This window comes from Micromonospora luteifusca (assembly GCF_016907275.1).
Taxonomy (GTDB): Bacteria; Actinomycetota; Actinomycetes; order Mycobacteriales; family Micromonosporaceae; genus Micromonospora; species Micromonospora luteifusca.
Genome location: NZ_JAFBBP010000001.1, coordinates 3,570,635 through 3,595,067, shown reverse-complemented (window position 1 = coordinate 3,595,067; position 24,433 = coordinate 3,570,635). Strand labels below are relative to the sequence as shown.

The following is a 24,433-nucleotide window of genomic DNA, read 5'->3' as shown; positions in this document are numbered from 1 at the left end:
GCCCCCGCGGCCGACGGGCCGCTGACGTTGCCCCCGCGGCCGACGGGCCGCTGACGTTACTCAGGCGGTCCGGCGCTGGACCGCCACGAGAGGCCCTCTCCCAGCCCGGGAGAGGGCCTCTCGGCGTTGCTGCGGTCAGGCGTCGGCGGCGATGCCGTCGGCGACGCTGCGGGCCACGGTGAGCAGCTTGGCTCGTACCACCCGGGCGGAGGTCATCATCTCGCTGGCCGGCAACGCACAGGCCAGCACGACGCGGCGTTCCATGTCCTTGTCCGGCGCGACGAGCACCGCCGCGCAAGCCACCCCCTGGCGGAACTGCCCCATCTCCAACTGCATGCCGCGCCGGTCGCCGGCGGCCAGGTCGGCCTCGAACGTCTCGGTGGTCGTGAGCGTGGCGGTGGTGAACGGGCGCATCCCGTACTCGCGCAGATAGCGGTGGCGCTGGTCCGCGGTGAGAGTGGCGAGCAGCGACTTGCCGAGGGCCGTCGCGTGGGCTCCCTCGTCGAAGCCGGGGACGAGGTCCTCCAGGTAGGGCGAGCGGTGCCCCTCGGCGACCGCGGTGAGGGCCACCTGGCCGCCGACGAAGCGACCAAGGTAGTGGCTGTAGCCGGTGTCCAGGGCGGCCCGCCGCAGCGTTTCACCGACCGCTGGCGGGCCTCGGAACGCGGTCACCAGCTCCCGGTAGCGGTCGGCCACCTCCAACCCCACGATGTACGTGCCGTCCTCGCGACGGATCACGTAGCCCTCGTAGGCGAGCGTGCGGACCAGGTGGTAGGTGGTGGCCACGGTCAGCTCGCACCGCCGGGCGATCTGCTTGACGGTCAGGCCCTTCGGGGCGCGACCGACCGACTCCAGCACCCGCAGCGCTCGGGACACGCTGCGGATCAGGTCCGAAGGTTCTGCCAAGGGGTCGCGCACAACCACCTCCGCCGCCGGGGACTTACACCATATGAAAAACAGGCCCGGTGCGAAATGCCTGTTCGGGTGGAGGATGCCAGATCACCATCCACAGGATGTGCCCCGTCGGTCACGATGAGTGCTCTGAGCAGGGCTCGCGTAAGTTTGCCGGACGATGAACAACACCGTCTCCACCCCCGAGCCGACCATCGCCCGGCCTCAGCCGATCAGGGCGAGCGCCGGCGCAGTCGTCACCACCGTGGCCTGCGTACTGCCCGTCTTCCTGCTCGGTGGTCTCGCCGTGCAGATGGGCAGGGACCTGGGCTTCTCCCCGGCCGGCCTGGGCCTGGCCGTGGCCGTCTACTTCGGGGTCAGCGCGCTGGCCTCGGTGCCCTCCGGCCGGCTGGTCGAGCGGTACGGGCCGGCCCTGGTGGCCCGCTGCGGCATCGTGCTGGCGGCCGGGTCGATGCTGGCCGTGGCCGCTCTCGCCCGGTCGTACCCGGTGCTGGTCGGGTTGCTGGCGCTCAGCGCCGCGGCGAACGCGCTCGGCCAGTTGGCCAGCAACACCGCGCTGGCCCAGCACGTGCCGGCCCGACGGCAGGGGCTCTCGTTCGGCATCAAGCAGGCCGCCATTCCGGTCTCCACCCTGCTGGCCGGCGTGGCGGTGCCCACCATCGCGCTCACCGTCGGCTGGCGCTGGGCGTTCGTGGCCGCCGCCGTCGCCGCGTTGACGACGCTGCCCGCCGTACCCCGGCAGTTGCCCGGCCTGGCGCGGCGGGCCGGCGCCACGCGCGTTGGCCGGGCGACGGCGGCGCTGGTGGTGATCGGCGCGGCGGCGACGTTGGCCTCGGCCGCCGCCAACGCGCTGGGCACCTTCCTGGTGGACTCCGCCGCGGCCCGGGGCCTGTCGCCGGGCCTCGCCGGCCTCACCCTGACGCTGGGCAGCGCGGTCTGCGTGGCGGCCCGGGTGGGTGCCGGCTGGGTGGCCGATCGTCGCGACACCGGTCACGTCGCCCTCATCGCCGCAATGCTGGTCGTCGGCGCTGGCGGCCTGGGCCTGCTCGCGTTGACCGGCTCGGTGCCGCTGATGGTCGGCGTGGTGCTCGGCTTCGGCCTGGGTTGGGCCTGGCCCGGCCTGATGAACTTCGCCGTGGTCCGGCTCCACCCACAGTCACCGGCCGCCGCCACCTCGATCACCCAGACCGGGGTGTACGCGGGCGGCTGTCTCGGCCCGCTGAGCCTCGGCCCACTCGCCGCCCACCTCGGCTACCCGGTCATGTGGACCACCGCAGCGGTGGCGATGCTGCTCGCCGCCGCTCTCATGCTCGTCGGCAGCCGCCTGTTGACCCGTGTCGCCGCTGGTGCGAGCCGGAGCGTGGATCAGCTGGTGCGGTCGGCGATGTAGTCGCAGAGCGATTCGAGGGCCTGGCGGGACGGGCCCTGCGGCAGCGGGGCCAGGCGCGCACGGGCGTCCTCGGCGTAACTGCGAACGGTCTCCCTGGCCCGCTTGAGCGCCGGGCTCTCCCGGAGCAGCCCCAACGCCTCCGCGTGCAGCGCGTCGTCGGTCAGCGGGCCGGTCGCCAGGATCTCCCGCAGACGCGTCGAGGACGCATCGGCGTCGTCCGCCGCGCGGGCGTAGAGCACCGGCAGCGTCGGAACACCCTCGCGCAGGTCCGTGCCGGGCGTCTTGCCCGACTGCACCGACTCCGAGGCGATGTCCAGGAGGTCGTCGGAGAGCTGGAAGGCGACCCCGATCGTCTCGCCGTACCCGGCGAGGGCCTCGACGTGCTGTGCGGGGGCGCCACCGAACATACCCCCGAAGCGGGCGGACGTGGCGATCAGCGAGCCGGTCTTCTCCGCGATCACGTTCAGGTAGTGGGTCACCGGGTCGTCGCCGACGCGCGGACCCACGGTCTCGGCGATCTGGCCGTGCACCAGCCGGGCGAAGGTGCGCGCCTGCAACCGGACCGCTTCGGGGCCCAGATCGGCGGCGATGTCCGCCGCGCGGGCGAAGAGGTAGTCGCCGACCAGGATGGCGACCGAGTTGGTCCAGCGGGAGTTCGCGCTCGGGGCGCCCCGGCGGACGGCAGCCTCGTCCATCACGTCGTCGTGGTAGAGGGTGGCGAGGTGAGTGAGCTCCATCACCACGGCGGCCGGGACAACCTGCGGGTCCCTGGGGTCACCGAACTGGGCACCGAGCGCCACCAACAGCGGCCGGAAGCGCTTCCCGCCGGCTTCGACAAGGTGCCGGGCAGCCTCGGTGACGAACGGGTCGGCGCTGGCCACACTGGCCCGCAACTCGACCTCGACCGTGTCCAGTACACCCAACACCGACGCCTCGACACGAGGGTCGACGAGGTTGAGACCGACCGCGCCAAACTGACTCGTGCTCGCCCGACCCCGCCGACCGCCGGAGCCGGAGGCACCTGAACGCTCGCCCGCCGGATTCACCACGCTATCAACCATGCCACATGCGTTCGACCTGCTCCGGGCCGGGGATACGCACCGGGGGCCGGCACGTGAACACGCGCCGACCCCCGGTGATCGCTCCCTCGGTCAACGAACGAATTCGGCAGCTCCGGTGGCCAGATCGAGCAGCGGTGCCGGGGCGACGCCCAGCACCAGAGTGGCCAGCACACCGATCATCAGCGCGGCGGCGGTGAGTCCACCGGGCACCGTGACGGTCGGGGTGGACTCGCCCGGCTCGGAGAGCCACATCATCACCACGACCCGCAGGTACGGGAACGCCAGCACCATGCTGGTCAGCACACCGGCGATCACCAGCCAGGCCTGACCACCGTCCAGCGCCGGCCCGAAGATGGCGAACTTGCTGGTGAAGCCGCTGGTCAGCGGGATACCGGCGAAGGCGAGCAGGATGAAGGTGAACAGCCCGGCGAAGAACGGCGACCGTCGGCCCAGCCCGGCCCAGCGGGACAGGTGGGTGGCCTCCCCGTCGGCGTCGCGCACCAGAGTCACCACCGCGAACGCGGCCAGCACCGAGAAGCCGTACGCGACCAGGTAGAACATCGTGCCGGAGAGCCCGTCCCGGCCCGGTGCCAACACACCGACCAGCAGGTAGCCGGCGTTGGCGATCGAGGAGTACGCGAGCAGCCGCTTGATGTCGGTCTGGGTGACCGCGAGCACCGCACCGACCAGCATGGTCAGTACCGCCACCGCGCCGAGAACCGGCGTGAAGTCCCAGGCGGCGTCGGCGAACGCGACGTGGAAGACGCGCAGCAGCGCACCGAACGCGGCGACCTTGGTGCAGGCCGCCATGAAGCCGGTGACCGGGGTCGGCGCACCCTGGTAGACGTCGGGGGTCCAGACGTGGAACGGTGCCGCCGCGGCCTTGAAGAGCAGGCCGATCGAGAGCAGTGCCATGCCGGCGAAGAGCAGCACCTTGCTGGCCGGAGACTCGCTCACCGCCGCGTGGATGGTGGCGAAGTCGACGCCGGCCGTACGGCCCGGAATGCCGGAGGTGAAGCCGTAGATCAAAGCCACGCCGAACAGGAAGAACGCCGAGGAGTACGCGCCGAGCAGGAAGTACTTCATCGCCGCCTCCTGGCTCAGCAGGCGCCGGCGACGTGCCAGCGCGCAGAGCAGGTAGAGCGGCAGGGAGAAGACCTCCAGCGCGATGAACATGGTCAGCAGGTCGTTCGCCGCCACGAAGATCAGCATGCCGCCGATCGCGAAGGTGGCGAGCGGGTAGACCTCGGTGAGGCCGTTGCGCCCCTCGGCCTGCCGCCGGTCGTCGGCCGACTCGGCGGTCACCGCGGCCTGGGCGACGAACGCCCCGCCCCGCTCGACCGTGCGGTCGCCCATCAGCAGCAGCGCCATCGCGGCCAGCACCAGGATCGCGCCCTGGAGGAACAGCGTCGGCCCGTCAACCGCGAGGGCCTGGCCGGCGGTGATCATCCGCTCGTCGGCGTTGAGCACCACCATGGTCAGTGCCGCGAGCACCGCCAGCAGAGCCAGCGTCAACTGCACCACGTGCCGCAGGCGCCGGGGCACGAGGGCCTCGACCAGCACGCCGAGCAGGGCGGTGCCCAGCATGATCAGGATCGGAGCGATCGCCGCGTAGTCGATCGACGGCAGTTTCAACTCGGTCACTTTGCCGACCTTTCGTTCGCGACTGCGGGGCTCGCAAGCTCACTCCTCGCGCTCACCGGCCTGCCTCCTGGACGGTGCCGCCCACGGACGGGGCCGGGTCGGTTCTGCCGATGTCGTCCATGGTCGCCTGGACGGCCGGGTTGATCACGTCAGTGACCGGCTTGGGGAAGAAGCCGAGCAGCACGATCAGTGCGATCAACGGGGCGACCACGACCTTCTCGCGCAGGTTGAGGTCCCGGCGCATGCCGTCGACCTCGGTCAGCGCCGGGTTGAGCGTGCCCTGCGTGGTGCGCTGCACCATCCACAGCACGTACGCCGCGGCCAGGATGATGCCGAGCGTGGCGATGACCGCCACCGGCTTGTTCACCGTGAAGGTGCCGATCAGCACCAGGAACTCGGAGATGAACGGCGCGGTCCCGGGCAGCGCGAGCGAGGCGAGACCGGCGAAGAAGAGCACCCCGGCGAGCACCGGAACCAACTTGCCGGCGCCACCGAAGTCACTGATCAGCGACGAGCCACGCCGGGAGATCAGCATGCCGACCACCAGGAACAGCAGGCCGGTCGCCAGACCGTGGTTGAGCATGTAGAGGACCGCACCGGTGCCGGCCTGCGTGGTGAACGCGAAGATGCCCACCCCGATGAAGCCGAAGTGCGCGATCGAGGTGTACGACACCAGACGCTTGAGGTCGTTCTGACCGACCGCCAACAGCGCGGCGTAGACGATGCCGATCACGCCCAGCGCCAACGCCCACGGTGCGAACCACTTCGACGCCTCGGGGAACAGCGGCAGGCAGTAGCGCAGGATCCCGAACGTGCCGACCTTGTCGAGCACACCGACGAGCAGCGCCGCGGCACCCGCCGGGGCCGCGCCACCGGCATCGGGCAGCCAGGTGTGGAACGGGAAGAACGGAGCCTTGATGGCGAACGCGAGGAAGAAGCCGAGGAACAGCCACCGCTCGGTGCCGGTGCTGATGTCGACCTGCGACAGCGCCTGCCAGTCGAAAGTCTTTCCGCCGACCACCCACAGCCCGATCACCGCGGCCAGCATGAACAGGCCGCCGACGAGGGAGTAGAGGAAGAACTTCACCGCCGCGTACTGCCGCTGGTGTCCGCCGTAGCTGCCGATGAGGAAGTACATCGGGACCAGCATGACCTCGAAGAACACGTAGAACAGGAAGACGTCGGCGGCGGCGAAGACGCCGATCATCGTGCACTCGAGGACCAGCAGCAGTGCGAAGTAGACGGGCACCGACCGCTTCGACGACTCCGCGTCGTGCCAGGACGCCAGGATCACCAGCGGCACCAGCACCGCGATCAGCATCAGCATCACCAGCGCGATGCCGTCGGCGGCGAAGGTGAAGCTGACGCCCCAGTTCGGGATCCACGAGTACGACTCGCGGAACTGGAACCGGTCACCGCCGGCGTTGAAGCTGACCCACATCGCCACCGAGAGCACCAGCACCAGCAGCGACCAGGCGAACGCCACCTGCTTGGCCAGGTCCGGCCGGCTGCGCGGCAGGAAGGCCACCACCAGGGCGCCCACCAGTGGCGCCACGGTGAGCACCGAGAGGAACGGGAAGTTGGACATTATGCGGCCTTACCTCCGTCGTCACTGCGTGGTCCGCCGGCAGGGGCGGCCGGAAACAGGTCGATCACGCCAACCACCCCGCCTGCACCGCCAGGAACGCCGCCATCACCAGCAGCGCACCGGCCAGGATCGAGGTGGCGTACGAGCGGACGAAGCCGGTCTGCATCCGCCGGAGTCGACCCGAGCCACCGCCGACCGCGGCGGCGAGCCCGTTGACCAGCCCGTCGATGCCCCGGTTGTCGAGGTAGACCAGCGCCCGGGTGAGGAAGATGCCCGGCTTCTCGAAGACCGCCTCGTTGACCGCGTCCGCGTACAGGTTGCGCCGGGCGGCGGTGACCAGCACCCCGGCCGGCTGCGGCGCGGTGGCCGTGCCGGCCCGGAACAGGAACCAGGCCAGCCCCGCGCCGAGCGCGGTGACCAGCAGCGACAGGATGTTGATCACCTCGTGGGACAGCACCCCGTGCGCCTCACCGGCGGCCTCCTCGCCGAGCACCGGAGCCAACCAGGAGGCGACGCCGCCGTTCATGACCATCAGCCCGCCGGCCGCCACCGACCCGGCCGCCAGGAGGATCAGCGGGATGGTCATCAGCTTCGGCGACTCGTGCGGGTGCTCGATGTCCTCGGTCCACCGCTTCGGGCCGTGGAACGTGAGCACGAACAGCCTGGTCATGTAGAACGCGGTCAGCCCGGCGCCGAGCAGCGCCGCCCCGCCGAAGAGCCAGGCGGTCCAGTCCTCCCGCTCGAAGGCGCTCGCGATGATCGGTTCCTTCGAGAAGTAGCCGGAGAGGCCCGGGAAGCCGATGATCGCCAACCAGCCCATCATGAAGGTCAGCCAGGTGATCTTCATGTGCTTCCAGAGGCCACCGAACCGCCGGATGTCCACCTGGTCCTTCATGCCGTGCATGACCGAGCCTGCGCCCAGGAACATGTTGGCCTTGAAGAACCCGTGTGCCAGCAGGTGGATGATCGCCAGCGCGTACGCGCCGCCGCCGAGGCCGACGCCGAGGAACATGTAGCCGATCTGGCTCACCGTCGACCAGGCGAGCACCCGCTTGATGTCGTCCTTCGCCGCACCGATGATGCAGCCCATCAGCAGGGTGAGTGCACCGACGCTGAGCACCACGAGCTGGAGCGTCGAGTTGGCGGAGAAGATCGGGTTGGACCGGGCGATCAGGTAGACACCCGCGGTGACCATGGTGGCCGCGTGGATGAGCGCCGACACCGGGGTCGGGCCCTCCATCGCGTCCGGCAACCACGCCTGCAGCGGGAACTGACCGGACTTCCCGGCCGCGCCCAGCAGCAGCAACAGACCGAGGATCAGCACGGTGGCGCCGGTCAGCGCGCCGACACCGTTGAACACCTCGTCGTACTGGGTGGTGCCCAGGGTGGCGAACATGATGAAGATCGCGATGGCCAGGCCAGCGTCGCCGACCCGGTTCATCAGGAACGCCTTCTTGCCTGCGGTGGCCGCACTCGGCCGCTCGTACCAGAAGGAGATCAGCAGGTACGACGCCAGACCGACGCCCTCCCAGCCGACGTAGAGCATCACGTAGTTGTTGCCCAGCACCAGCAGCAGCATCGCCGCGACGAACAGGTTGAAGTACGCGAAGAACCGGCGGCGGCCCGCGTCGTGCGCCATGTACTCCACCGCGTACAGGTGGATCAGGAAGCCCACCCCGGTGATCAGCAGCACGAAGACCGCGGCCAGCGGATCGAACAGCAGGCCGAAGTCGACGCGCAGGTCACCGACCGCGATGAAGTCCCAGAGGCTCAGCTCGACCGACTTGTTCTCCAGGCCACGCAACTGGAAGAAGAACGAGAGGCCGAGCACGAACGCGGCACCGATGGCGGCGACGCCCAACCAGTGCCCCCAGCGGTCGGCGCGCCGGCCGAGCAGCAGCAGGACGGCCGCGCTGAGCAGCGGGATCGCCACCAGCAGCCAGACGCCCCCGAGCAGCCCCGTGGCCTGGGCGTATTCCACAGTCTCTTCCACCGGTGGGCCCCTTAGTACTTGAGCAGGTTGGCGTCGTCGACACTCGCCGAGCGTCGCGTCCGGAAGATGGACATGATGATCGCGAGCCCGACCACGACCTCGGCCGCCGCCACCACCATCACGAAGAACGCCATGATCTGGCCGTTGAGGTCACCGTTGATCCGGCTGAAGGTGACCAGCGTCAGGTTGGCCGCGTTGAGCATCAGCTCCACGCACATGAACAGCACGATCGCGTTGCGCCGGATCAGCACCCCGGCCGCGCCGATGGTGAACAGCACCGCGGCGAGGACCAGGTAGTAGTTCGGCTCGACCGAGAAGAACGTATCCATCAGTTGTTCGTCCCCTTCAGCGAGGTCTCCTCGGCGGTCAGCTCGCGCTGCGGAAGGATCGCCGGGGTGCTGCGGTCGGTCAGGCGGCCGTCGGGCAACCGGGCCGGGGTGGCCACCGAGGATGAGGTCGCGAAGACGCCCGGGCCCGGCTTCGGGCCGGGGTAGTTGCCCGGGGCGAAGCGAGCCCGCATGGTCGACGGCTGGTCGATCTTGTCCTGCTTACGCCGCTCGACGTGAGCCAGCACCATGGCACCGACCGCCGCGGTGATCAGCAGCGCCGAGGTCAGCTCGAACGCGAAGACGTACTTGGTGAACAGCAGCCGGGCGATGCCCTGCACGTTGCCCTCCGCGTTGACCTGCTCCAGGCCGACCGCGGTGGTCTTCTCCAGCGCCTGATAGACGCCGGTGCCGACGAGGCCGGCGAAGCCCACGCCGAGCACGATCGCGGCGACCCGCTGGCCGCGCAGCGTCTCGATCAGCGAGTCCGTGGAGTCCCGACCGACCAGCATCAGCACGAAGAGGAACAGCATCATGATCGCGCCGGTGTAGACGATGATCTGCACCATGCCGATGAACGGACCGGCCTGGAGCACGTAGAACACGCCCAGGCAGAGCATGGTCAGCACCAGCCAGAGCGCCGAGTGCACGGCGTTGCGTGCGGCCACCATCCCGATCCCGCCGATCAACGCGAGCGGAGCCAGGATCCAGAAGGTGACCGCCTCGCCGCCGGACACCGAACCCGCCGCGGCGAGGACCGTAGACGTGGTCATGCTTTCTCTCCCTTGCCGGCCGCCACGCGCTGGGCGGCCTGCTCGGCGCCCGGGAACGTCACGCCGGGGTGCTCCTCGACCTGGTAGCCGCCGGGGCTCATCGGGGACTTCTCCGCACCGGCGGAGGTGCCCGGGTTGTCCAGCGCGCCGACGTAGTAGTCCTTCTCGCTGTCACCCAGCCGCATCGGGTGCGGCGGCTGCTCCATGCCCTCGAGCAGCGGCGCGAGCAACTGCTCCTTGGTGAAGATCAGGTCCTGCCGGTTGTCCCGGGCCAACTCGTACTCGTTGCTCATGGTGAGCGAACGGGTCGGGCAGGCCTCGATGCACAGCCCGCAGAAGATGCACCGGGCGTAGTTGATCTGGTAGATGCTGGCGTACCGCTCACCTGGCGAGAAGCGCTGCTCGTCGGTGTTGTCGCCACCCTCGACGTAGATCGCGTCCGCCGGGCACGCCCATGCGCACAGCTCGCAGCCGATGCACTTCTCCAGGCCGTCCGGGTGCCGGTTGAGGATGTGCCGCCCGTGGTAGCGCGGCGCCGACACCGGCGGCTTGAACGGGTAGTCGGTCGTGACGACCTTCCTGAACATGTGCGAGAAGGTGACACCGAATCCCTTGAACGTTCCGGTGATCGCGCCCACGTCACACCTCCCTGGAGTCCGAGCCGGCAACGATGTTGGCCGGCTCCCGCTCGGCGACCACGCGCGTGATGCGCGGGCTCGGTGGTACCTGAAGATCCATCGGTGGCAGCGGGAAACTCCCGTACGGCCGGTTGTCGACCTGTTCCTGTGCGGTCGGCTTCGGCTGCGGCCGGCGGTTGGGCCAGAACAGCGTGGCGATCAGCAGGAGGCCGGCGGGGACGCCGACGGCGATCACCTTGCCGCGCGTGTCCCAGTCCTCGATGGACCGGAGGCCCGACAGGACCAGGATCCAGACCAGGTTGATCGGCAGCAGCACCTTCCAACCGAGGCGCATGAACTGGTCGTAGCGCAGCCGGGGCAGCGTGCCGCGCAGCCACACGAAGACGAAGACCAGCGCGATCACCTTGCCGAAGAACCAGAGCATCGGCCACCAACCGGAGTTGGCGCCCTCCCAGATGGTGATCGGCCACGGTGCCCGCCAGCCACCGAGGAACAGCGTGGTGGTGACCGCCGACATGGTCACCATCGCGACGTACTCGCTGAGCATGAAGAGCGCGAACTTCAACGAGCTGTACTCGGTCATGAAGCCCGCGACCAGCTCGGACTCGGCCTCGGGCAGGTCGAACGGCGCCCGGTTGGTCTCACCCACGGTGGCGATGAAGAAGATGACGAAGCTGGGCAGCAGGAGGATCGCGTACCAGCCCGGCGCCGGAATCTCGGTGCCGAAGAGGGTCAACTGCGTGGCGTCGCCCTGAGCGGCGACGATCCCGCTGGTGCTCATCGTGCCGGCCGTCATGAAGACCGCCACGATGCTCAGCCCCATGGCGACCTCGTAGGAGATCATCTGGGCACTCGACCGCAGACCGCCGAGGAGCGGGTACGTCGAGCCGGAGGCCCAACCGCCCAGCACGATGCCGTAGACGCCCATCGAGGAGCAGGCCAGCAGCAGCAGCACCGCCACCGGCACGTCGGTGACCTGCAACGGCGTGTGGTGGCCGAAGATGCTCACCATCGGGCCGAACGGCACCACCGACAGGGCGGTGACCGCGCAGATCACCGAGATGGTCGGTGCGAAGAAGTAGACGACCTTGTCGGCGGCCTTCGGCAGGATGTCCTCCTTGAAGGCCATCTTCAGGCCGTCGGCGAGGGTCTGCAGCAGACCGAACGGACCGACCTGGTTGGGGCCGGGCCGCACCTGCATGTAACCGACCACGCGCCGCTCGAACCAGACACCGAGCAGGGTGGCCAGCAGACCGAAGGCGAACGCGAAGACGATCTTGCCGAGAACCAGCCACCACGGATCGCGGCCGAAGTCGGCCAGCGTCGGATCCTGGGCCAGGTAGGAGGGACTCACTGTGCCCACCTTTCGTTCGCGACTGCGGGGCTCACTCGCTGCGCTCGTTCACTCCTCGCACTCACTGGTTACCCCCGGAGTTGAGGAGCGGACCCGGGAGGCCGGTCTCGTCGGCCGCCACACGTCCGGCCGGGATGGCCGCACCCGCCGCGGGGACGGAGATCCGGACGACCGCGCCGGACGTCGCCCCGAGGCTGCGTCGCACGGTCGAGCCGGGTGAGTTGGTGGGCAGCCAGACCACGCCGTCCGGCATTTCGGTGAGCTCGGCCGGCAGGGTCAGCGCCCCCCGGTCGGTACCGACCGTGACCGCGTCGCCGTCGACGACACCGAGCGCCTCGGCGGTGCCCTTGCCCAGCCGGACCACCGGCGGACGGGCGGTGCCGGCGAGGTTCTCGTCGCCCTCGGTCAGGGTGCCGAGGTCGACCAGCTGGTGCCAGGTGGCCAGCACGGCCTCCCCGTCGCCCGCGTGCGGCACCCGGCCCGGCGCGACCGACGGCGCGGCCGGCCGAGACGTACGCGTCGCCGGCAACGTGCCCAGCTCCCGACGCACACTCGGCACATCCGCGGTGCCGAGCCGCACGTCGAGCAGCGCGGCCAGCGCGTCGAGCACCCGACCGTCGGTCATCGCCGCGGTGTTCAGCACCGGCTCGAACGGGCGCAGCCGGCCCTCCCAGTCCAGGAAGCTGCCGGCCTTCTCGACCACCGGGGCGATCGGCAGCACCACGTTCGCCCGCCGGGTCACCGCGCTGCTGCGCAGCTCCAGGCTGACCAGGAACGGCACCGCGTCCAGGGCGGACTCGGCCAGTCGCGGGTCGGCCAGGTCCGCCGGGTCGACACCGCCGACGACCAACGCGCCGAGCTGGCCGTTGGCCGCCGCGGCGAGGATCCCGTCGGTGTCCCGCCCGGCCTGGCTCGGGATCACCCCGGCCGGAATGTCCCACGCCTCACCCAGCTCGGCCCGGGCGGCCGGCTCGGTGACGAGCCGTCCACCGGGGAGCAGGTTGGGCAGGCAGCCCGCGTCGACCGCGCCGCGGTCACCCGCGCGCCGCGGCACCCAGGCAAGCTTCGCGCCGGTACGTCGGGCCACGTCCGCCGCGGCGGAGAGGCCACCCGGCACACTCGCCAGCCGCTCGCCGACGATCAGGATCGCGCCCGGGGCGCTCAGCGCCTCGGCGACCGTGGCGTGCTCGGCGAGCACGCTGGCCTCCTCGCCCGGCACGACCCGGGCCAGCTTGGCACCGAGCTTCTCCAGGCCGCGGGTGGCGAACGGCGCCAGCGCGTACACCGTCAGGGTCTTCTTCAGGTACGCCTTGCGCAGCCGCAGGAAGAGGATCGGGCACTCCTCCTCCGGCTCCAGGCCGACCAGCACGACCGCCGGCGCGTTCTCCACGTCGGTGTAGGTGACGTCGGTGACCCCGGCGACCGAGCTGGCCAGGAAGTCGGCCTCCTCGCGGGAGACCGGCCGGGCCCGGAAGTCGATGTCGTTGGTGTTCAACGCGACCCGGGCGAACTTCGCGTACGCGTACGCGTCCTCGACGGTCAGCCGACCGCCGGTGAGCACGGCCGTGCCCTGCCCGCCCTCCCGTGCCGCGTGCAGCCCCTCGGCGGCCACGGTGAGTGCCTCGCTCCAGGAGGCCTCGCGCAGCTCACCGGTGTGCTCGTCGCGGACCAGCGGAGTGGTCAGCCGGTCGGTGGCCCGGGTGTACTGGAAGCCCCACCGGCCCTTGTCGCAGTTCCACTCCTCGTTCACCGCCGGCTCGTCGCCGGCCAGCCGCCGCAGCACCTTGCCGCGCCGCCAGTCGGTGCGCTGCCCGCAACCGGCCGAGCAGTGCTCGCAGACGCTCGGGCTGGAGACCAGGTCGAACGGGCGGGCCCGGAACCGGTACTGGGCGCCGGTCAGAGCGCCCACCGGGCAGATCTGCACCGTGTTGCCGGAGAAGTAGGAGTTGAACGGGACATCCCCGGCGTCGCCCTCTTCGCCGTACGCGTCGTCCCGGTAGATGTTGATCTCCTCGGCGGACGACCGGCCCATCAGGTCGATGAACTTGTCGCCGGCGATCTCCTCGGAGAACCGGGTGCACCGCTGGCAGAGCACGCAGCGCTCGCGGTCCAGCAGCACCTGGCTGCTGATCGCCATCGGCTTCTCGTACTCCCGCTTGTGCTCGTGGAAGCGCGAGTCGGTGCGGCCGGTGGACATCGCCTGGTTCTGCAGCGGACACTCGCCACCCTTGTCACACATCGGGCAGTCCAGCGGGTGGTTGAGCAGCAGCAGTTCCATCACCCCCTCCTGCGCCTTCTTGGCGACCGGGGAGGTGATCTGGGTACGGACGACCATGCCGTCGGCGACGGTCTGGGTGCAGGAGGCGACCGGCTTGCGCTGGCCCTCCACCTCGACCAGGCACTGCCGGCACGCGCCGGCCGGGGCCAGCAACGGGTGGTCGCAGAACCGGGGGATCTCGGTGCCCATCTGCTCGGCGACCCGGATCAGCAGCGTCCCCTTGGGGGCGGTGACCTCGACGCCGTCGATGGTGAGCGTGACGGTATCGGTCTGCTTGGCTACATCAGTCATCAGTGCGCCCCTACCAGGGTCTTCTCTGACAGCTTCGGTGCGGTCCGTCCCTCGATGTAGTCGAGGTAGTCCTGCTTGAAGTACTTCAGCGACGAGGTCACCGAGCTGGTCGCGCCGTCACCCAGGCCACAGAACGAACGACCGAGGATGTTGTCGCAGGTGTCCAGCAGGGTGTCCAGGTCCTCGTGGGTGCCCTGGCCGGCGAGGATCCGCCGGTAGACCCGGACCATCCAGTAGTTGCCCTCGCGGCACGGGGTGCACTTGCCGCACGACTCGTGGTGGTAGAACTCCAGCCACCGGTACGTCGCGTACACCGGGCAGTCCTGGTCGGAGAAGATCTGGGTGGCCGTGGTGCCCAGGATCGAGCCGGCCGCCGCCACACCCTCGAAGTCCAGTGGCACGTCCAGGTGCTCGGCGGCGAGCAACGGGGTGGACGATCCGCCCGGGGTCCAGAACCGCAGGTTGTGTCCGGGTTGCATCCCACCGGCCAGTTCCAGCAGCTCGCGCAGCGTGACGCCCATCGAGCATTCGTACTGGCCGGGGTTGACGATCCGGCCGGACAGCGAGTAGATCATCGGCCCGGAGGACTTCTCGGTGCCCATGGACTTCCACCAGTCGGCCCCACCGAGCACGATCGGCGGCACGCTGGCGATGGTGCCGACGTTGTTCACCACCGTCGGGCTCGCGTACAGGCCGTGGGTGGCCGGGAACGGCGGGCGCAGCCGGGGCTGACCCCGGAACCCCTCCAGCGAGTCCAGCAGCGCCGTCTCCTCGCCGCAGATGTACGCCCCGGCGCCGGAGTGCACCACCAGCTCCAGGTCGTAGCCGGTGCGCAGGATGTTCCGGCCGAGATAACCCTTGTCGTACGCCTCCTGGACGGCGTTGCGCAGCCGGCGCGCGGCGTGCACCGCCTCGCCGCGGATGTAGATGTAGGCGCGGTTGGCCCGGATCGCGTACGAGGCGATGATCACGCCCTCGACCAGCGCGTGCGGGTCGTGGGTCATCAGCGGCAGGTCCTTGCAGGTGCCCGGCTCGCCCTCGTCGGCGTTGACCACCAGGTAGTGCGGCTTGCCGTCGCCCTGCGGGATGAAGCCCCACTTGAGCCCGGTGGGGAAGCCGGCACCACCTCGGCCGCGCAGCCCCGAGTCCTTGATCAGTTGGATCAGGTCGTCCGGGTGGGCCTTGAGCGCCTTGCGCAGTGCGGCGTAGCCGTCCAGTTGCTCGTAGGTGCCGATACGCCAGGCGTCCGGTGACAGCCAGCGCTTGGTCAGCACCGGCGTCAGCTTGGCCACGGTCTCCGGGCGGGGAGTGGTCACTTCTGGGCCCCCGTTTCGCTCGCGTCCGCCGGTCCGGCGCCGTCGGCGTCCGTGCCAGCCTTCGCTTCGGTGAGGTTGCGCTCCTGCGCCCCGGCCTCGTCGCCGGCAGGCTTGCCGTCGCCGGCCGGCGCGTTGGCCGCCACGCCGGCGGCCTCGGCCGACCGCGCGTCGCCAGCCTCGGGCGCGGTGCCGGTGCCGTCCGTCGGGACCTTCGTGCCAGGGGCGTCCGGCACTGCCGTGCCCGCGTCCGGCTGCCGGGTCTCGGCGGTACGCACCTGCGGCGACTTGTCGTCCGGTGCCTTGACGTCCCGCGTGGTGCTGCCGGTGGCCTCCGCCGGCTTCGCCGGCTCGGTGGCCTCCGCCGGCTTCGCCGGCCCACTGGCCACTGCCGGCTTCGCCGGCTCGGCGACCCCGGCCGCCCCCGTCGGGGCGGACGCCCCGTCACCACCCTTGACCGGCGCCGCGCTGGCCTCGACGGGCGCCGGCTTGGCGGCCTCCGCCTTCGCCTTCGCCTCGGCGGCGGCCTTGTCGGCCTCGGCCTTGCTGCGGATCGGGGTGTTCGGGTCGAAGCCCGGCACCGAGACACCGTGCTGCTGCGCGAGTCGCAGCCCGCGCAGGGTCGGCTCACCCGGACCGCCGTCGGCGACCGCGCCGTCGCGATCGTCGGCGAAGCCGGCGAGCTGCACCGCCATCTCCTTGAGGGTGCAGAGCCGGGCGCCGCGGGTCGGCATCGGCCGCCCGCCGGCCCGCAACTCGTCGACCACACCGACCGCGGTGGACGGGTCCACGCCGTCGAAGAAGTCGTAGTTGACCGTCATCACCGGGCCGTAGTCACACGCGGCCAGGCACTCGGCATGCTCCAGCGTGATCGTGCCGTCGGCGGTCGTCTCGTCGTGCCCGACGCCCAGGTGCTCGGAGAGGGTGTCGTAGATTTCCTGGCCACCGAGCACGTTGCACATGGTGTTGGTGCAGACGCTGACCAGGAAGTCACCTGTCGGCTTGCGCTTGTACATCGTGTAGAAGGTGGCCACCGCTCCGACCTGGGCCTTGTTCAGCCCCAGCACCTCGGCGCAGAACGTGACGCCGGCCGGGGAGACGTACCCCTCTTCGGCCTGCACCAGGTGCAGCAGCGGCAGCAGCGCCGAGCGGGACCGGTCCGCCGGGTAACGGGCGATGATCTCGCGCGCCCGCTCCCGGGTCTCCTCAGTGAAAACACTCATCGGCGTCGCCTTCCCGTTCGCGACCGCGGGGCTCGCAAGCTCACTCCTCGCACTCACCTGTCACACCCGCCCATCACCGGGTCCAACGAGGCACCGCCGGCGATCACGTCGGCGATCAGACCACCCTCGGCCATCGCCGGGAGGGCCTGGAGGTTGACGAAGCTGGGCTCGCGGTAGTGCACCCGGTACGGCCGGGTGCCACCGTCGGAGACCGCGTGTACGCCCAACTCGCCGCGGGGCGCCTCGATCGCGACGTACACCTGGCCGGGCGGGACCCGGAAGCCCTCGGTCACCAGTTTGAAGTGGTGGATCAGCGACTCCATCGACTGACCCATGATCTTCGCGACGTGCTCCAGCGAGTTGCCCATGCCGTCGACACCGATGGCCAGTTGCGCCGGCCAGGCGATCTTGCGGTCGGCGACCATCACCGGGCCCGGACGGAGCCGGTCCAGTGCCTGCTCGACCAGCTTCATCGACTCCCGGATCTCGGCGAGCCGGACCTGGTAGCGGCCCCACACGTCACCGTCGGGGTGGGTCGGCACGTCGAACTCGTACGTCTCGTAACCGCAGTACGGCATGGTCTTGCGCAGGTCCCACGCGAGGCCAGCGGAGCGCAGCACCGGCCCGGTGATGCCGAGCGCGACACAGCCGGTCACGTCCAGCACCGCGACGTTCTTCGTCCGCTCGGTCCAGATCGGCTGGCCGGAGAGGAGGTCCTCGTACTCCTTGAGCTTCTTCGGCATCATCTTGAGGAACTCGCGGATCTTGACGATCGCCTCGTCCGGCACGTCCTGCGCCACACCGCCCGGCCGGACGTACGCGTGGTTCATCCGCAGACCGGTGATGGTCTCGAAGATGTCGAGGATGTACTCCCGCTCGCGGAAGCCGTACAGCATGATCGAGATCGCGCCCAGCTCCATGCCGGTGGTGGCGAGCCAGACCAGGTGCGACGAGATCCGGTTGAGTTCCATCATCAGCACGCGGATGGTGGTGGCCCGCTCGGTGATGTCGTCGGTGATGCCCAGGAGCTTCTCGACCGCGAGGGCGTACGCCGTCTCGTTGAAGATCGGGGCGAGGTAGTCCATCCGGGTCACGAACGTCGAACCCTGGACCCAGTTGCGGTATTCGAGGTTCTTCTCGATGCCGGTGTGCAGGTAGCCGACGACGGAGCGGGCCTCGCGGACCGTCTCGCCCTCCAGCTCCAGGATCAGCCGCAGCACCCCGTGCGTGGACGGGTGCTGCGGACCCATGTTGACCACGATCCGCTCGTCGTTGATCGGGTCGGTGCCCGCGACGATCGTGTCCCAGTCCCCACCGGTGACGGTGAAGACCCGACCCTCGTCGGTCTCGCGCTCGCTGGCGTAGTTCGACGTCGTCACAGTGCCGGCCCTCCGATCGCGACTGCGGGGCTCCGCTCCGCTGCACTCCTCGCGCTCACTGGTACGACCTCCGCTTGTCCGGCGGCTGGATCTCCGCGCCCTTGTACTCGACGGGAACGCCGCCGAGCGGGTAGTCCTTGCGCTGCGGGTGGCCCTCCCAGTCGTCCGGCATGAGGATCCGGGTCAGGTTGGGGTGACCGTCGAAGACGATGCCGAACATGTCGTACGCCTCCCGCTCCTGCCAGTCCGCCGTCGGGTAGATGGCGGTCACGCTGGGCAGGTGCGGCGCCTCGACGGAGACCGCGGCCTCCAGTCGGACCCGCCGCCGGTACGTCATCGACGTGAGCTGGTAGATCACGTGGAGTCGACGCTCGTCGGCGCCCAGGTAGTCCGCACCGGACACCGAGGAGCACAGCTCGAACCGCAGGGCCAGGTCGTCCCGCATCACCTGGCAGACCTCGGCGATCCGCTCGGGCCGAACGTGCAGGGTCAGCTCACCCCGGTCGACCACAACCTTCTCGATCGCGTCGCCGAAGGCCGGGTACGCCTCCTCCAACGCGTCGCGGACCTCGTCGAAGTAGCCCCCGTACGGTCGGGGGGTCTCCTCAATGGGCTGGCGCTGGCGGACCAGGCCGCCGTAGCCGGACACGTCGCCGGTGCCGTGGTTTCCGAACATGCCGCGCCCGGCCGGGCTGGCCGGCGGCAACTCGGCGGGGGCACCGCTGGAGGCGCCGGCCGGCACCACCGGCACCGGTACGCCGCCGTCGTTGGGCTTGTCGCTCATTTGGGGCCTGCCTGCGGGTGGAGGTGGTTCTGCGCGTTCATCCAGTTCTCGATCCGCAACTGCTCCTCGCGGCCCTCGCGGACCGCCCGGGTCCACTCGGCACGCCGTGCCTTGTCGCTGCGGTACGAGGAGGGCATGGAGCCGTACGGCACGACCGGAACGTCGCCGCGCTCCTGGCGGGCAGCCAGCATCTTGCGGCCGTTCGGGCCCAGCGGCTCATACATGATCTTCTCGCGAAGCTTGAGGATCGCGTCGATGAGCATCTCCGGCCGGGGCGGACAGCCGGGCAGGTACATGTCGACCGGCACGACGTGGTCGACGCCCTGCACGATCGCGTAGTTGTTGAACATGCCGCCGCTGCTGGCGCAGACGCCCATCGACAGCACCCAGCGGGGCTCGGCCATCTGGTCGTAGATCTGGCGCAGCACCGGGGCCATCTTCTGGCTCACCCGGCCCGCCACGATCATCAGGTCGGCCTGCCGGGGCGACGCACGGAAGACCTCCATGCCCCAGCGGCCCATGTCGTAGTGCGGACCACCGGCGGCCATCATCTCGATGGCGCAGCAGGCCAGGCCGAAGGTAGCGCCCCACACGGACGACTTCCGGGACCAGTTGACCAGCTTCTCCACCGAGGTGAGCAGGACGCCGGCGGGAAGCTTCTCCTCGATGCCCATCTGACGTTCCTTCCTCAGTCCCAGTCCAGGCCGCCGCGCCGCCAGACGTAGGCGTACGCAACGAAGACCGCGACGATGAACAGGACCATCTCCACGAAGCCGAAGATCGGCAGAGCGTCGAACGAGACCGCCCAGGGGTAGAGGAAGATGATCTCGATGTCGAAGACGATGAAGAGCATCGCCGTCAGGTAGAACTTGATCGGGAACCGGCCGCCGCCGACCGGCTGCGGGCTGGGCTCGATGCCGCACTCGTAAGCCTCGAGTTTGGCCTTGTTGTAGCGACGGGGACCGGCGAAGCGGGCGGCGCCAACGGAAAACAGCGAGAACGCCGCGGCGAGGGCGAACAGCCCGATGATCGGTGCGTAAGGCGAGAGCGACATCGTTTTCTCCTGCTCGTCCTTCCCTGCCCTCGGTGCTTGACGAAAATCACACTATTCACGTCCCTCGCAGTGGCAGTCGGCGGGGGTCGATCTTTGTCAGCTCAGGGCTGTGACCAGCCCCGATGCCGTCCTACTCATACGGCTCCCGCTTTCGTTCACGACTGCGGGGCTCGCAAGCTCACTCCTCGCGCTACACGGCTGGCGCGGCCTTCGTCATCGCATTGATGACCCGGTCCATCGCATCTCCGCCGCGCGGATCGGTCAGGTTGGCCAACAGCTTGAGCACGAAGCGCATCAGCGTCGGGTGCGGCATACCGTGTTTGGTGGCGATCCGCATGATCTCCGGACGGCCGATCAGTTTCACGAAGATGCCGCCCAACCGGTAGTAGCCGCCGAGCCGGGCCTTCAGCTCGTTCGGGTACGCCATCAGTGCCCGCTCCCGCTCCGGACCGGCCGGTCGGGCGAGGGCCTGGACCATGACCTCCGCGGCCAGCTCACCGGACTCCATCGCGTACGCGATGCCCTCGCCGTTGAACGGGTTGACCATGCCGCCCGAGTCGCCGACCAGCAGCACCCCGCGGGTGTAGTGGGGCACCCGGTTGAAGCCCATCGGCAGAGCGGCGCCGAGGATCGGGCCGTCGGCGTTGGTTTCGTCGGTCATCCCCCAGTCCTCGGGGGTGTTGGCGAGCCAGTCGGTGAGCAACCGGCGGTAGTTGGTCTTGCCGAACGCGGAGGACGAGTTGAGCACGCCGAGGCCGACGTTGACCCGCCCGTCACCGAGGCCGAAGATCCAGCCGTACCCGGGCAGCAGGTTGTCGCCGCTGTCCTTGCTGCGCAGCTCCAGCCAGGACTCCAGGTAGTTGTCGTCGGCCTTGGCCGGGGAGCGGTAGTAGCGGCGGACGGCCACGCCGATCGGCCGGTCCTCCCTCTTGGCCAGCCCGAGCGCGAGCGGGAACCGGCCGGAGACCCCGTCCGCCGCGACGACCAACGGGGCATGGAAGGTGGTGGGCTCCTTGCCGGGGCCGACCTCCGCCTCGACGCCGGTGACCCGACCGTCCCCGTCGAGCACCGGACCCAGCACGTTGACGCTGGTCCGCAGCTTGGCACCGGCTGCCACCGCCCGCTGGGCGAGCAGGTCGTCGAAGTCCAGCCTCGTTCGCACCAGGCCGTAGTTGGGGAAGCTGGCCAGCTCGGGCCAGTCCAGTTCGAGGCGTACGCCGCCGCCGATGACCCGCAGGCCTCGGTTGTGCAGCCAGCCGGCCTCGGGTGAGGTGTCGACACCCATCCGGACGAGCTGGCGCACCGCGCGCGGGGTCAACCCGTCGCCGCAGACCTTTTCACGTGGGAACTCGGTCTTCTCCAGCAACAGCACCCGTACGCCGTGCCGGGCCAGGTGGTACGCGGTCGCTGACCCACCGGGACCGGCGCCCACGACAATGACGTCGGCATCGTGTTCCACCGCGGTCATTCGCGCCTCCTCCCGCACGCTCGTGAAATGCTTCACAAGCCAGACGGGACGAGTGTATGACCGGCGTCATACCTGCGCAGGATCAGGGGTACCTAACTCGCCGATGTGACAGCCCATGACCGTCCACAGCGGTCAGGTGTCAGGCCGGGCTGGAGGCGTCGAGACCCGCATCGACGCGGATGGCCTCCGGCAGATGCTCACGGAGGGCACCGCCCGCCGCGCGATCCAGCGCCGCCAACACCTCGGCGACCACCTGCCGGACCTCCACCGGGTCAGCCCCGGCCAACGCGCGCAACTGCGCGATGAGTTCGGCCGCGTCGTCGTCGGTGGCGGCCACCGGGTCCGCCGGGTCTGCTCCGGTCATGCGAACGAGCGTACGGGGCAAAGTGGACTAAAGCCCGAAATTCACGAAACCTGAATAATGTTCGTGCCCATCTCGCGCGACGCGTGCCGCTGCTACTCGCGGATCCCCCGGTGCAGAGCCACCACGCCACCGGTCAGGTTGCGCCACGCCACCCGCTTCCACCCGGCTGCCGCGACCCGCCCGGCCAGCGCAGCCTGCGCCGGCCAGGCCCGGACCGACTCGGCGAGATAGACGTACGCCTCGGGGTTGCTCGACACCGCGCGGGCGACCACCGGCAGCGACCGCATCAGGTACGACAGGTAGACCGTCCGGAAGGCCGGATTGACCGGAGTGCTGAACTCGCAGACCACCAGCCGCCCACCTGGTCGGGTCACCCGCGCCAACTCCCGCAGGGCCGCGTCGGTGTCGTTGACGTTGCGCAGGGCCAAGGAGATGGTCACCGCGTCGAAGCTGGCGTCGGCGAACGGCAGCCGCAGTGCGTCTCCGGCCAGCAGCGGCACCTCGGGACGAGCCCGCTTGCCGACCTGCAACATGCCCAGCGACAGGTCGACCCCGACCGCGTACGCCCCGGACTGCGCAAGCTCCCGCGTCGAGACGCCGGTGCCCGCGCCCACGTCCAGCACCCGCTCGCCCGGCCGCAGCCCGAGCGCCGCTCTGGTGGCCCGGCGCCAGGAGCGGTCCTGGCCGAAGGAGAGCACCGTGTTGGTCAGGTCGTAACGCTCCGCCACGCCGTCGAACATCGCGGCGACCTCGTGCGGCTGCTTGTCCAGGCTGGCGCGCTGGCCCTTCGGGGTACGGCTCACCCCTCCCACTCTGCCAGCCGACCACCAACCCGCGCTCGCTGGGTGGCGGCACCCGGCCGGTACGCGAAAGGGCGGGATGGTCGCCCACCCCGCCCTTTCACAACGCGCCTCGTGTCAGTCGGTCGACGTCTCGTCGCCCGGGGCGACCAGGACGACCTTGCGCCGGCGGGAGAGCACCAGCAGCGCCCCGCCCACGAGCAGGATGATCGCGCCGATGCCGCCGATCAGGCCGACCTGCACACCGGTCACCGGAAGGCCGCCACCACCGGAGCCGCCACCACCGGCAGTCGGCGACGTGGTCCCGCCCGGCGACGTGGTCCCGCCCGGCGACGTGGTCCCGCCCGGCGTCGTCGTACCGCTCGGGCTCGGCGTGCCGTCCGGCGTCGGGGTGGCCGTCCCGCCCGGGGTCGGCGTGGCGGTGGGCGTCGGGGTGGCGGTCGGAGTCGGGGTCGGCGTCGGCGTCGGCTGCGCGGTCAGGTCGACGAAGACGTCGAAGATCGCCTGGTTGTCAGTCTCGTCGACCTCGGTGAAGGTCTTCCGCTGGGCGCTGGTTGCCGCCTCCGGCTGCTCCTCGGGCTGACCGGCCGCAGCGTCGAGACCCTGCGCGAACAGCTCACCAACCCGCAGCACCGGCTCGGTGACGTTCGCGCCGACCGTCACCTTGACGTCCGCCGTGTAGTACTCACCGGGCAGGATCACCGCGCCGTCGTCCTGGCAGAACGCCTGGGCGACATCGGAGGTCTGCGACGTGCAGGTGTCCGGCAGGGTGGCGAAGGTGACGCCGGCCGGGAGCGTGAGCACGTAGGACAGGCCGGTGGCCTTGCGGCTGCCGTCGTTGTAGACCGCCCAGTCCAGCGGCACCGTCTCGCCGCGCATGACCGGCCGGAGGTTGGGATCATCGCCCTGGACGCCGTTCACCAGGACGTTCGCGTAGACGTCCTGCACCCAGCTGGTCAGGTCGTAGCCGGGCTTGGCGACGGTGATGTCGTGCTCGACCGTGTTGTCGTCGCGGTTGGGGTCGGCGGTGGCCGACTTGATGGTGACCACCAACGTGCCGGCCTCACCGCGAGCACCGGTGGAGAAGAGCGGGATGCCGAAGTCTTCGCTGGTTCCGGCCGGCACGTCGCCGAGCTGGCAGGTGAACGTCTTGCCCTTCAGCTGGCAGCCGTCGGGCACCACGAACCCGACCACGCGCTTCATCAGCTTGCTGGTGTCCACGGTGTAGCTGACGCCCTTGGCGGCGACCGTGCTCCGGGTGTTGTCGACCACGAACTTGAACGGCTTGGCCTTGGCCGCCTTGACGCCCTTGGCCAGCTCGTAGCTGAGCGGCACCAACGCCAGATCGGCCTTGTCGGCGGCCCGCGCCGGGGCGGCCACGGTGGCCAGGCCACCAACCGCGAGCAGGGCCACGACGCCAGCGCGGGCCAGGGCCGAGCGGTGGAACGCTGTCATCAGTCCCCCGGGGGTAGGGAAAGTAAGAATTGTTGTGGAACGAGCGGACGTTATCGGAGGTCGATCTCACACGCCAGGGTGGAGGTCTCTTTTCAACCATCCGGCCCGAGGTGGGCAGACGGTACGGGCGGGATGGTCACCCATCCCGCCCGTACCGCCGTGCGTTATATGAACGACCCTCAGCGGGCCGATGGAGGACAGCCCGGGGCAGGACCATCAGACCACCCGCCACCAGCAGGGCCACGCTGGTTTCACAGGTTTCACCGTGGCGACGGATACGAGCCGCGACGCTAGCCGCCGACGATCATCTCCACCACCCCCGCGACGGGCAGCCTGACGGTGCGG

Annotated in this window: 21 protein-coding genes; 1 reads left to right on the top strand and 20 read right to left on the bottom strand. The window is 70.0% G+C overall.

The annotated features are described in order from the left end of the window. Nucleotides 1-135 precede the first annotated feature (135 nt). The gene (locus JOD64_RS16260) at nucleotides 136-918 is read right to left on the bottom strand and encodes an IclR family transcriptional regulator (RefSeq protein ID WP_204943004.1); all 783 of its coding nucleotides are present in this window, start codon (nucleotides 916-918) and stop codon (nucleotides 136-138) included. Between the two features lie 154 nt (nucleotides 919-1,072). Here JOD64_RS16260 and JOD64_RS16255 point away from each other — a divergent pair, with 154 nt between their 5' ends. Then, nucleotides 1,073-2,302, top strand: coding sequence for an MFS transporter (locus JOD64_RS16255; protein WP_204943003.1), 1,230 nt, complete (start codon nucleotides 1,073-1,075; stop codon nucleotides 2,300-2,302). On the opposite strand, the gene JOD64_RS16250 is transcribed toward JOD64_RS16255, so the two are convergent. The 19 genes from JOD64_RS16250 to JOD64_RS16160 all read right to left on the bottom strand — a co-directional run bounded on the left by JOD64_RS16250 (nucleotide 2,278) and on the right by JOD64_RS16160 (nucleotide 24,088). Next, on the bottom strand, nucleotides 2,278-3,363 hold the full coding sequence (locus JOD64_RS16250) for a polyprenyl synthetase family protein (protein WP_204943002.1): 1,086 nt from the start codon (nucleotides 3,361-3,363) through the stop codon (nucleotides 2,278-2,280). The genes JOD64_RS16255 and JOD64_RS16250 overlap by 25 nt on opposite strands. A 90-nt stretch (nucleotides 3,364-3,453) precedes the next feature. Beyond that, nucleotides 3,454-5,007, bottom strand: a complete 1,554-nt coding sequence (gene nuoN, locus JOD64_RS16245) for an NADH-quinone oxidoreductase subunit NuoN (protein WP_204943001.1) — start codon at nucleotides 5,005-5,007, stop codon at nucleotides 3,454-3,456. A gap of 52 nt (nucleotides 5,008-5,059) precedes the next feature. After that, nucleotides 5,060-6,595 (bottom strand): NADH-quinone oxidoreductase subunit M, encoded by a 1,536-nt coding sequence (locus JOD64_RS16240; protein ID WP_204943000.1) that lies wholly within the window; start codon nucleotides 6,593-6,595, stop codon nucleotides 5,060-5,062. Nucleotides 6,596-6,659: 64 nt separating this feature from the next. After that, on the bottom strand, nucleotides 6,660-8,588 hold the full coding sequence (gene nuoL, locus JOD64_RS16235; protein ID WP_204942999.1) for an NADH-quinone oxidoreductase subunit L: 1,929 nt from the start codon (nucleotides 8,586-8,588) through the stop codon (nucleotides 6,660-6,662). Between the two features lie 11 nt (nucleotides 8,589-8,599). Next, the gene (gene nuoK, locus JOD64_RS16230) at nucleotides 8,600-8,917 is read right to left on the bottom strand and encodes an NADH-quinone oxidoreductase subunit NuoK (protein ID WP_204942998.1); all 318 of its coding nucleotides are present in this window, start codon (nucleotides 8,915-8,917) and stop codon (nucleotides 8,600-8,602) included. Beyond that, entirely contained in the window at nucleotides 8,917-9,687 is a 771-nt protein-coding gene (locus JOD64_RS16225) for an NADH-quinone oxidoreductase subunit J (protein WP_204942997.1), read from the bottom strand. The genes nuoK and JOD64_RS16225 overlap by 1 nt, the downstream gene beginning before the upstream one ends. Then, nucleotides 9,684-10,325: an NADH-quinone oxidoreductase subunit NuoI gene (gene nuoI / locus JOD64_RS16220; RefSeq protein WP_204942996.1), complete on the bottom strand. Its 642-nt coding sequence runs from the start codon at nucleotides 10,323-10,325 to the stop codon at nucleotides 9,684-9,686. Before nuoI ends, JOD64_RS16225 begins: the two co-directional genes overlap by 4 nt. 1 nt (nucleotide 10,326) lies before the next feature. Beyond that, nucleotides 10,327-11,679 carry an NADH-quinone oxidoreductase subunit NuoH gene (nuoH, locus tag JOD64_RS16215; RefSeq protein WP_204942995.1) on the bottom strand — a complete coding sequence of 451 codons (1,353 nt, stop codon included), beginning with the start codon at nucleotides 11,677-11,679 and terminating at the stop codon, nucleotides 10,327-10,329. Nucleotides 11,680-11,740: 61 nt separating this feature from the next. Further along, complete coding sequence (locus tag JOD64_RS16210) at nucleotides 11,741-14,248, bottom strand: NADH-quinone oxidoreductase subunit G (RefSeq protein WP_204942994.1); 2,508 nt, start codon at nucleotides 14,246-14,248, stop codon at nucleotides 11,741-11,743. Next, on the bottom strand, nucleotides 14,248-15,564 hold the full coding sequence (gene nuoF, locus JOD64_RS16205) for an NADH-quinone oxidoreductase subunit NuoF (RefSeq protein WP_204942993.1): 1,317 nt from the start codon (nucleotides 15,562-15,564) through the stop codon (nucleotides 14,248-14,250). Before nuoF ends, JOD64_RS16210 begins: the two co-directional genes overlap by 1 nt. Beyond that, nucleotides 15,561-16,784, bottom strand: a complete 1,224-nt coding sequence (gene nuoE / locus JOD64_RS16200) for an NADH-quinone oxidoreductase subunit NuoE (protein WP_204942992.1) — start codon at nucleotides 16,782-16,784, stop codon at nucleotides 15,561-15,563. The genes nuoF and nuoE overlap by 4 nt, the downstream gene beginning before the upstream one ends. 53 nt (nucleotides 16,785-16,837) lie before the next feature. Then, nucleotides 16,838-18,163: an NADH-quinone oxidoreductase subunit D gene (locus JOD64_RS16195; RefSeq protein WP_204942991.1), complete on the bottom strand. Its 1,326-nt coding sequence runs from the start codon at nucleotides 18,161-18,163 to the stop codon at nucleotides 16,838-16,840. A 55-nt stretch (nucleotides 18,164-18,218) separates the two neighbouring features. Next, nucleotides 18,219-18,947, bottom strand: a complete 729-nt coding sequence (locus JOD64_RS16190) for an NADH-quinone oxidoreductase subunit C (protein ID WP_204942990.1) — start codon at nucleotides 18,945-18,947, stop codon at nucleotides 18,219-18,221. Then, a complete protein-coding gene (locus JOD64_RS16185; RefSeq protein ID WP_030486262.1) occupies nucleotides 18,944-19,621 on the bottom strand; it encodes a NuoB/complex I 20 kDa subunit family protein in 678 nt (225 codons plus the stop codon). Before JOD64_RS16185 ends, JOD64_RS16190 begins: the two co-directional genes overlap by 4 nt. A gap of 14 nt (nucleotides 19,622-19,635) precedes the next feature. Continuing rightward, entirely contained in the window at nucleotides 19,636-20,001 is a 366-nt protein-coding gene (locus JOD64_RS16180) for an NADH-quinone oxidoreductase subunit A (RefSeq protein WP_007454588.1), read from the bottom strand. A 190-nt stretch (nucleotides 20,002-20,191) separates the two neighbouring features. Then, on the bottom strand, nucleotides 20,192-21,469 hold the full coding sequence (locus JOD64_RS16175) for a geranylgeranyl reductase family protein (RefSeq protein ID WP_204942989.1): 1,278 nt from the start codon (nucleotides 21,467-21,469) through the stop codon (nucleotides 20,192-20,194). A gap of 139 nt (nucleotides 21,470-21,608) precedes the next feature. Next, on the bottom strand, nucleotides 21,609-21,833 hold the full coding sequence (locus tag JOD64_RS16170; RefSeq protein ID WP_110565035.1) for a hypothetical protein: 225 nt from the start codon (nucleotides 21,831-21,833) through the stop codon (nucleotides 21,609-21,611). 92 nt (nucleotides 21,834-21,925) lie between these two features. Next, on the bottom strand, nucleotides 21,926-22,636 hold the full coding sequence (locus JOD64_RS16165; protein WP_204942988.1) for a demethylmenaquinone methyltransferase: 711 nt from the start codon (nucleotides 22,634-22,636) through the stop codon (nucleotides 21,926-21,928). 114 nt (nucleotides 22,637-22,750) lie between these two features. Then, the gene (locus tag JOD64_RS16160; protein ID WP_204942987.1) at nucleotides 22,751-24,088 is read right to left on the bottom strand and encodes a cell wall anchor protein; all 1,338 of its coding nucleotides are present in this window, start codon (nucleotides 24,086-24,088) and stop codon (nucleotides 22,751-22,753) included. Between the last annotated feature and the right edge of the window lie 345 nt (nucleotides 24,089-24,433).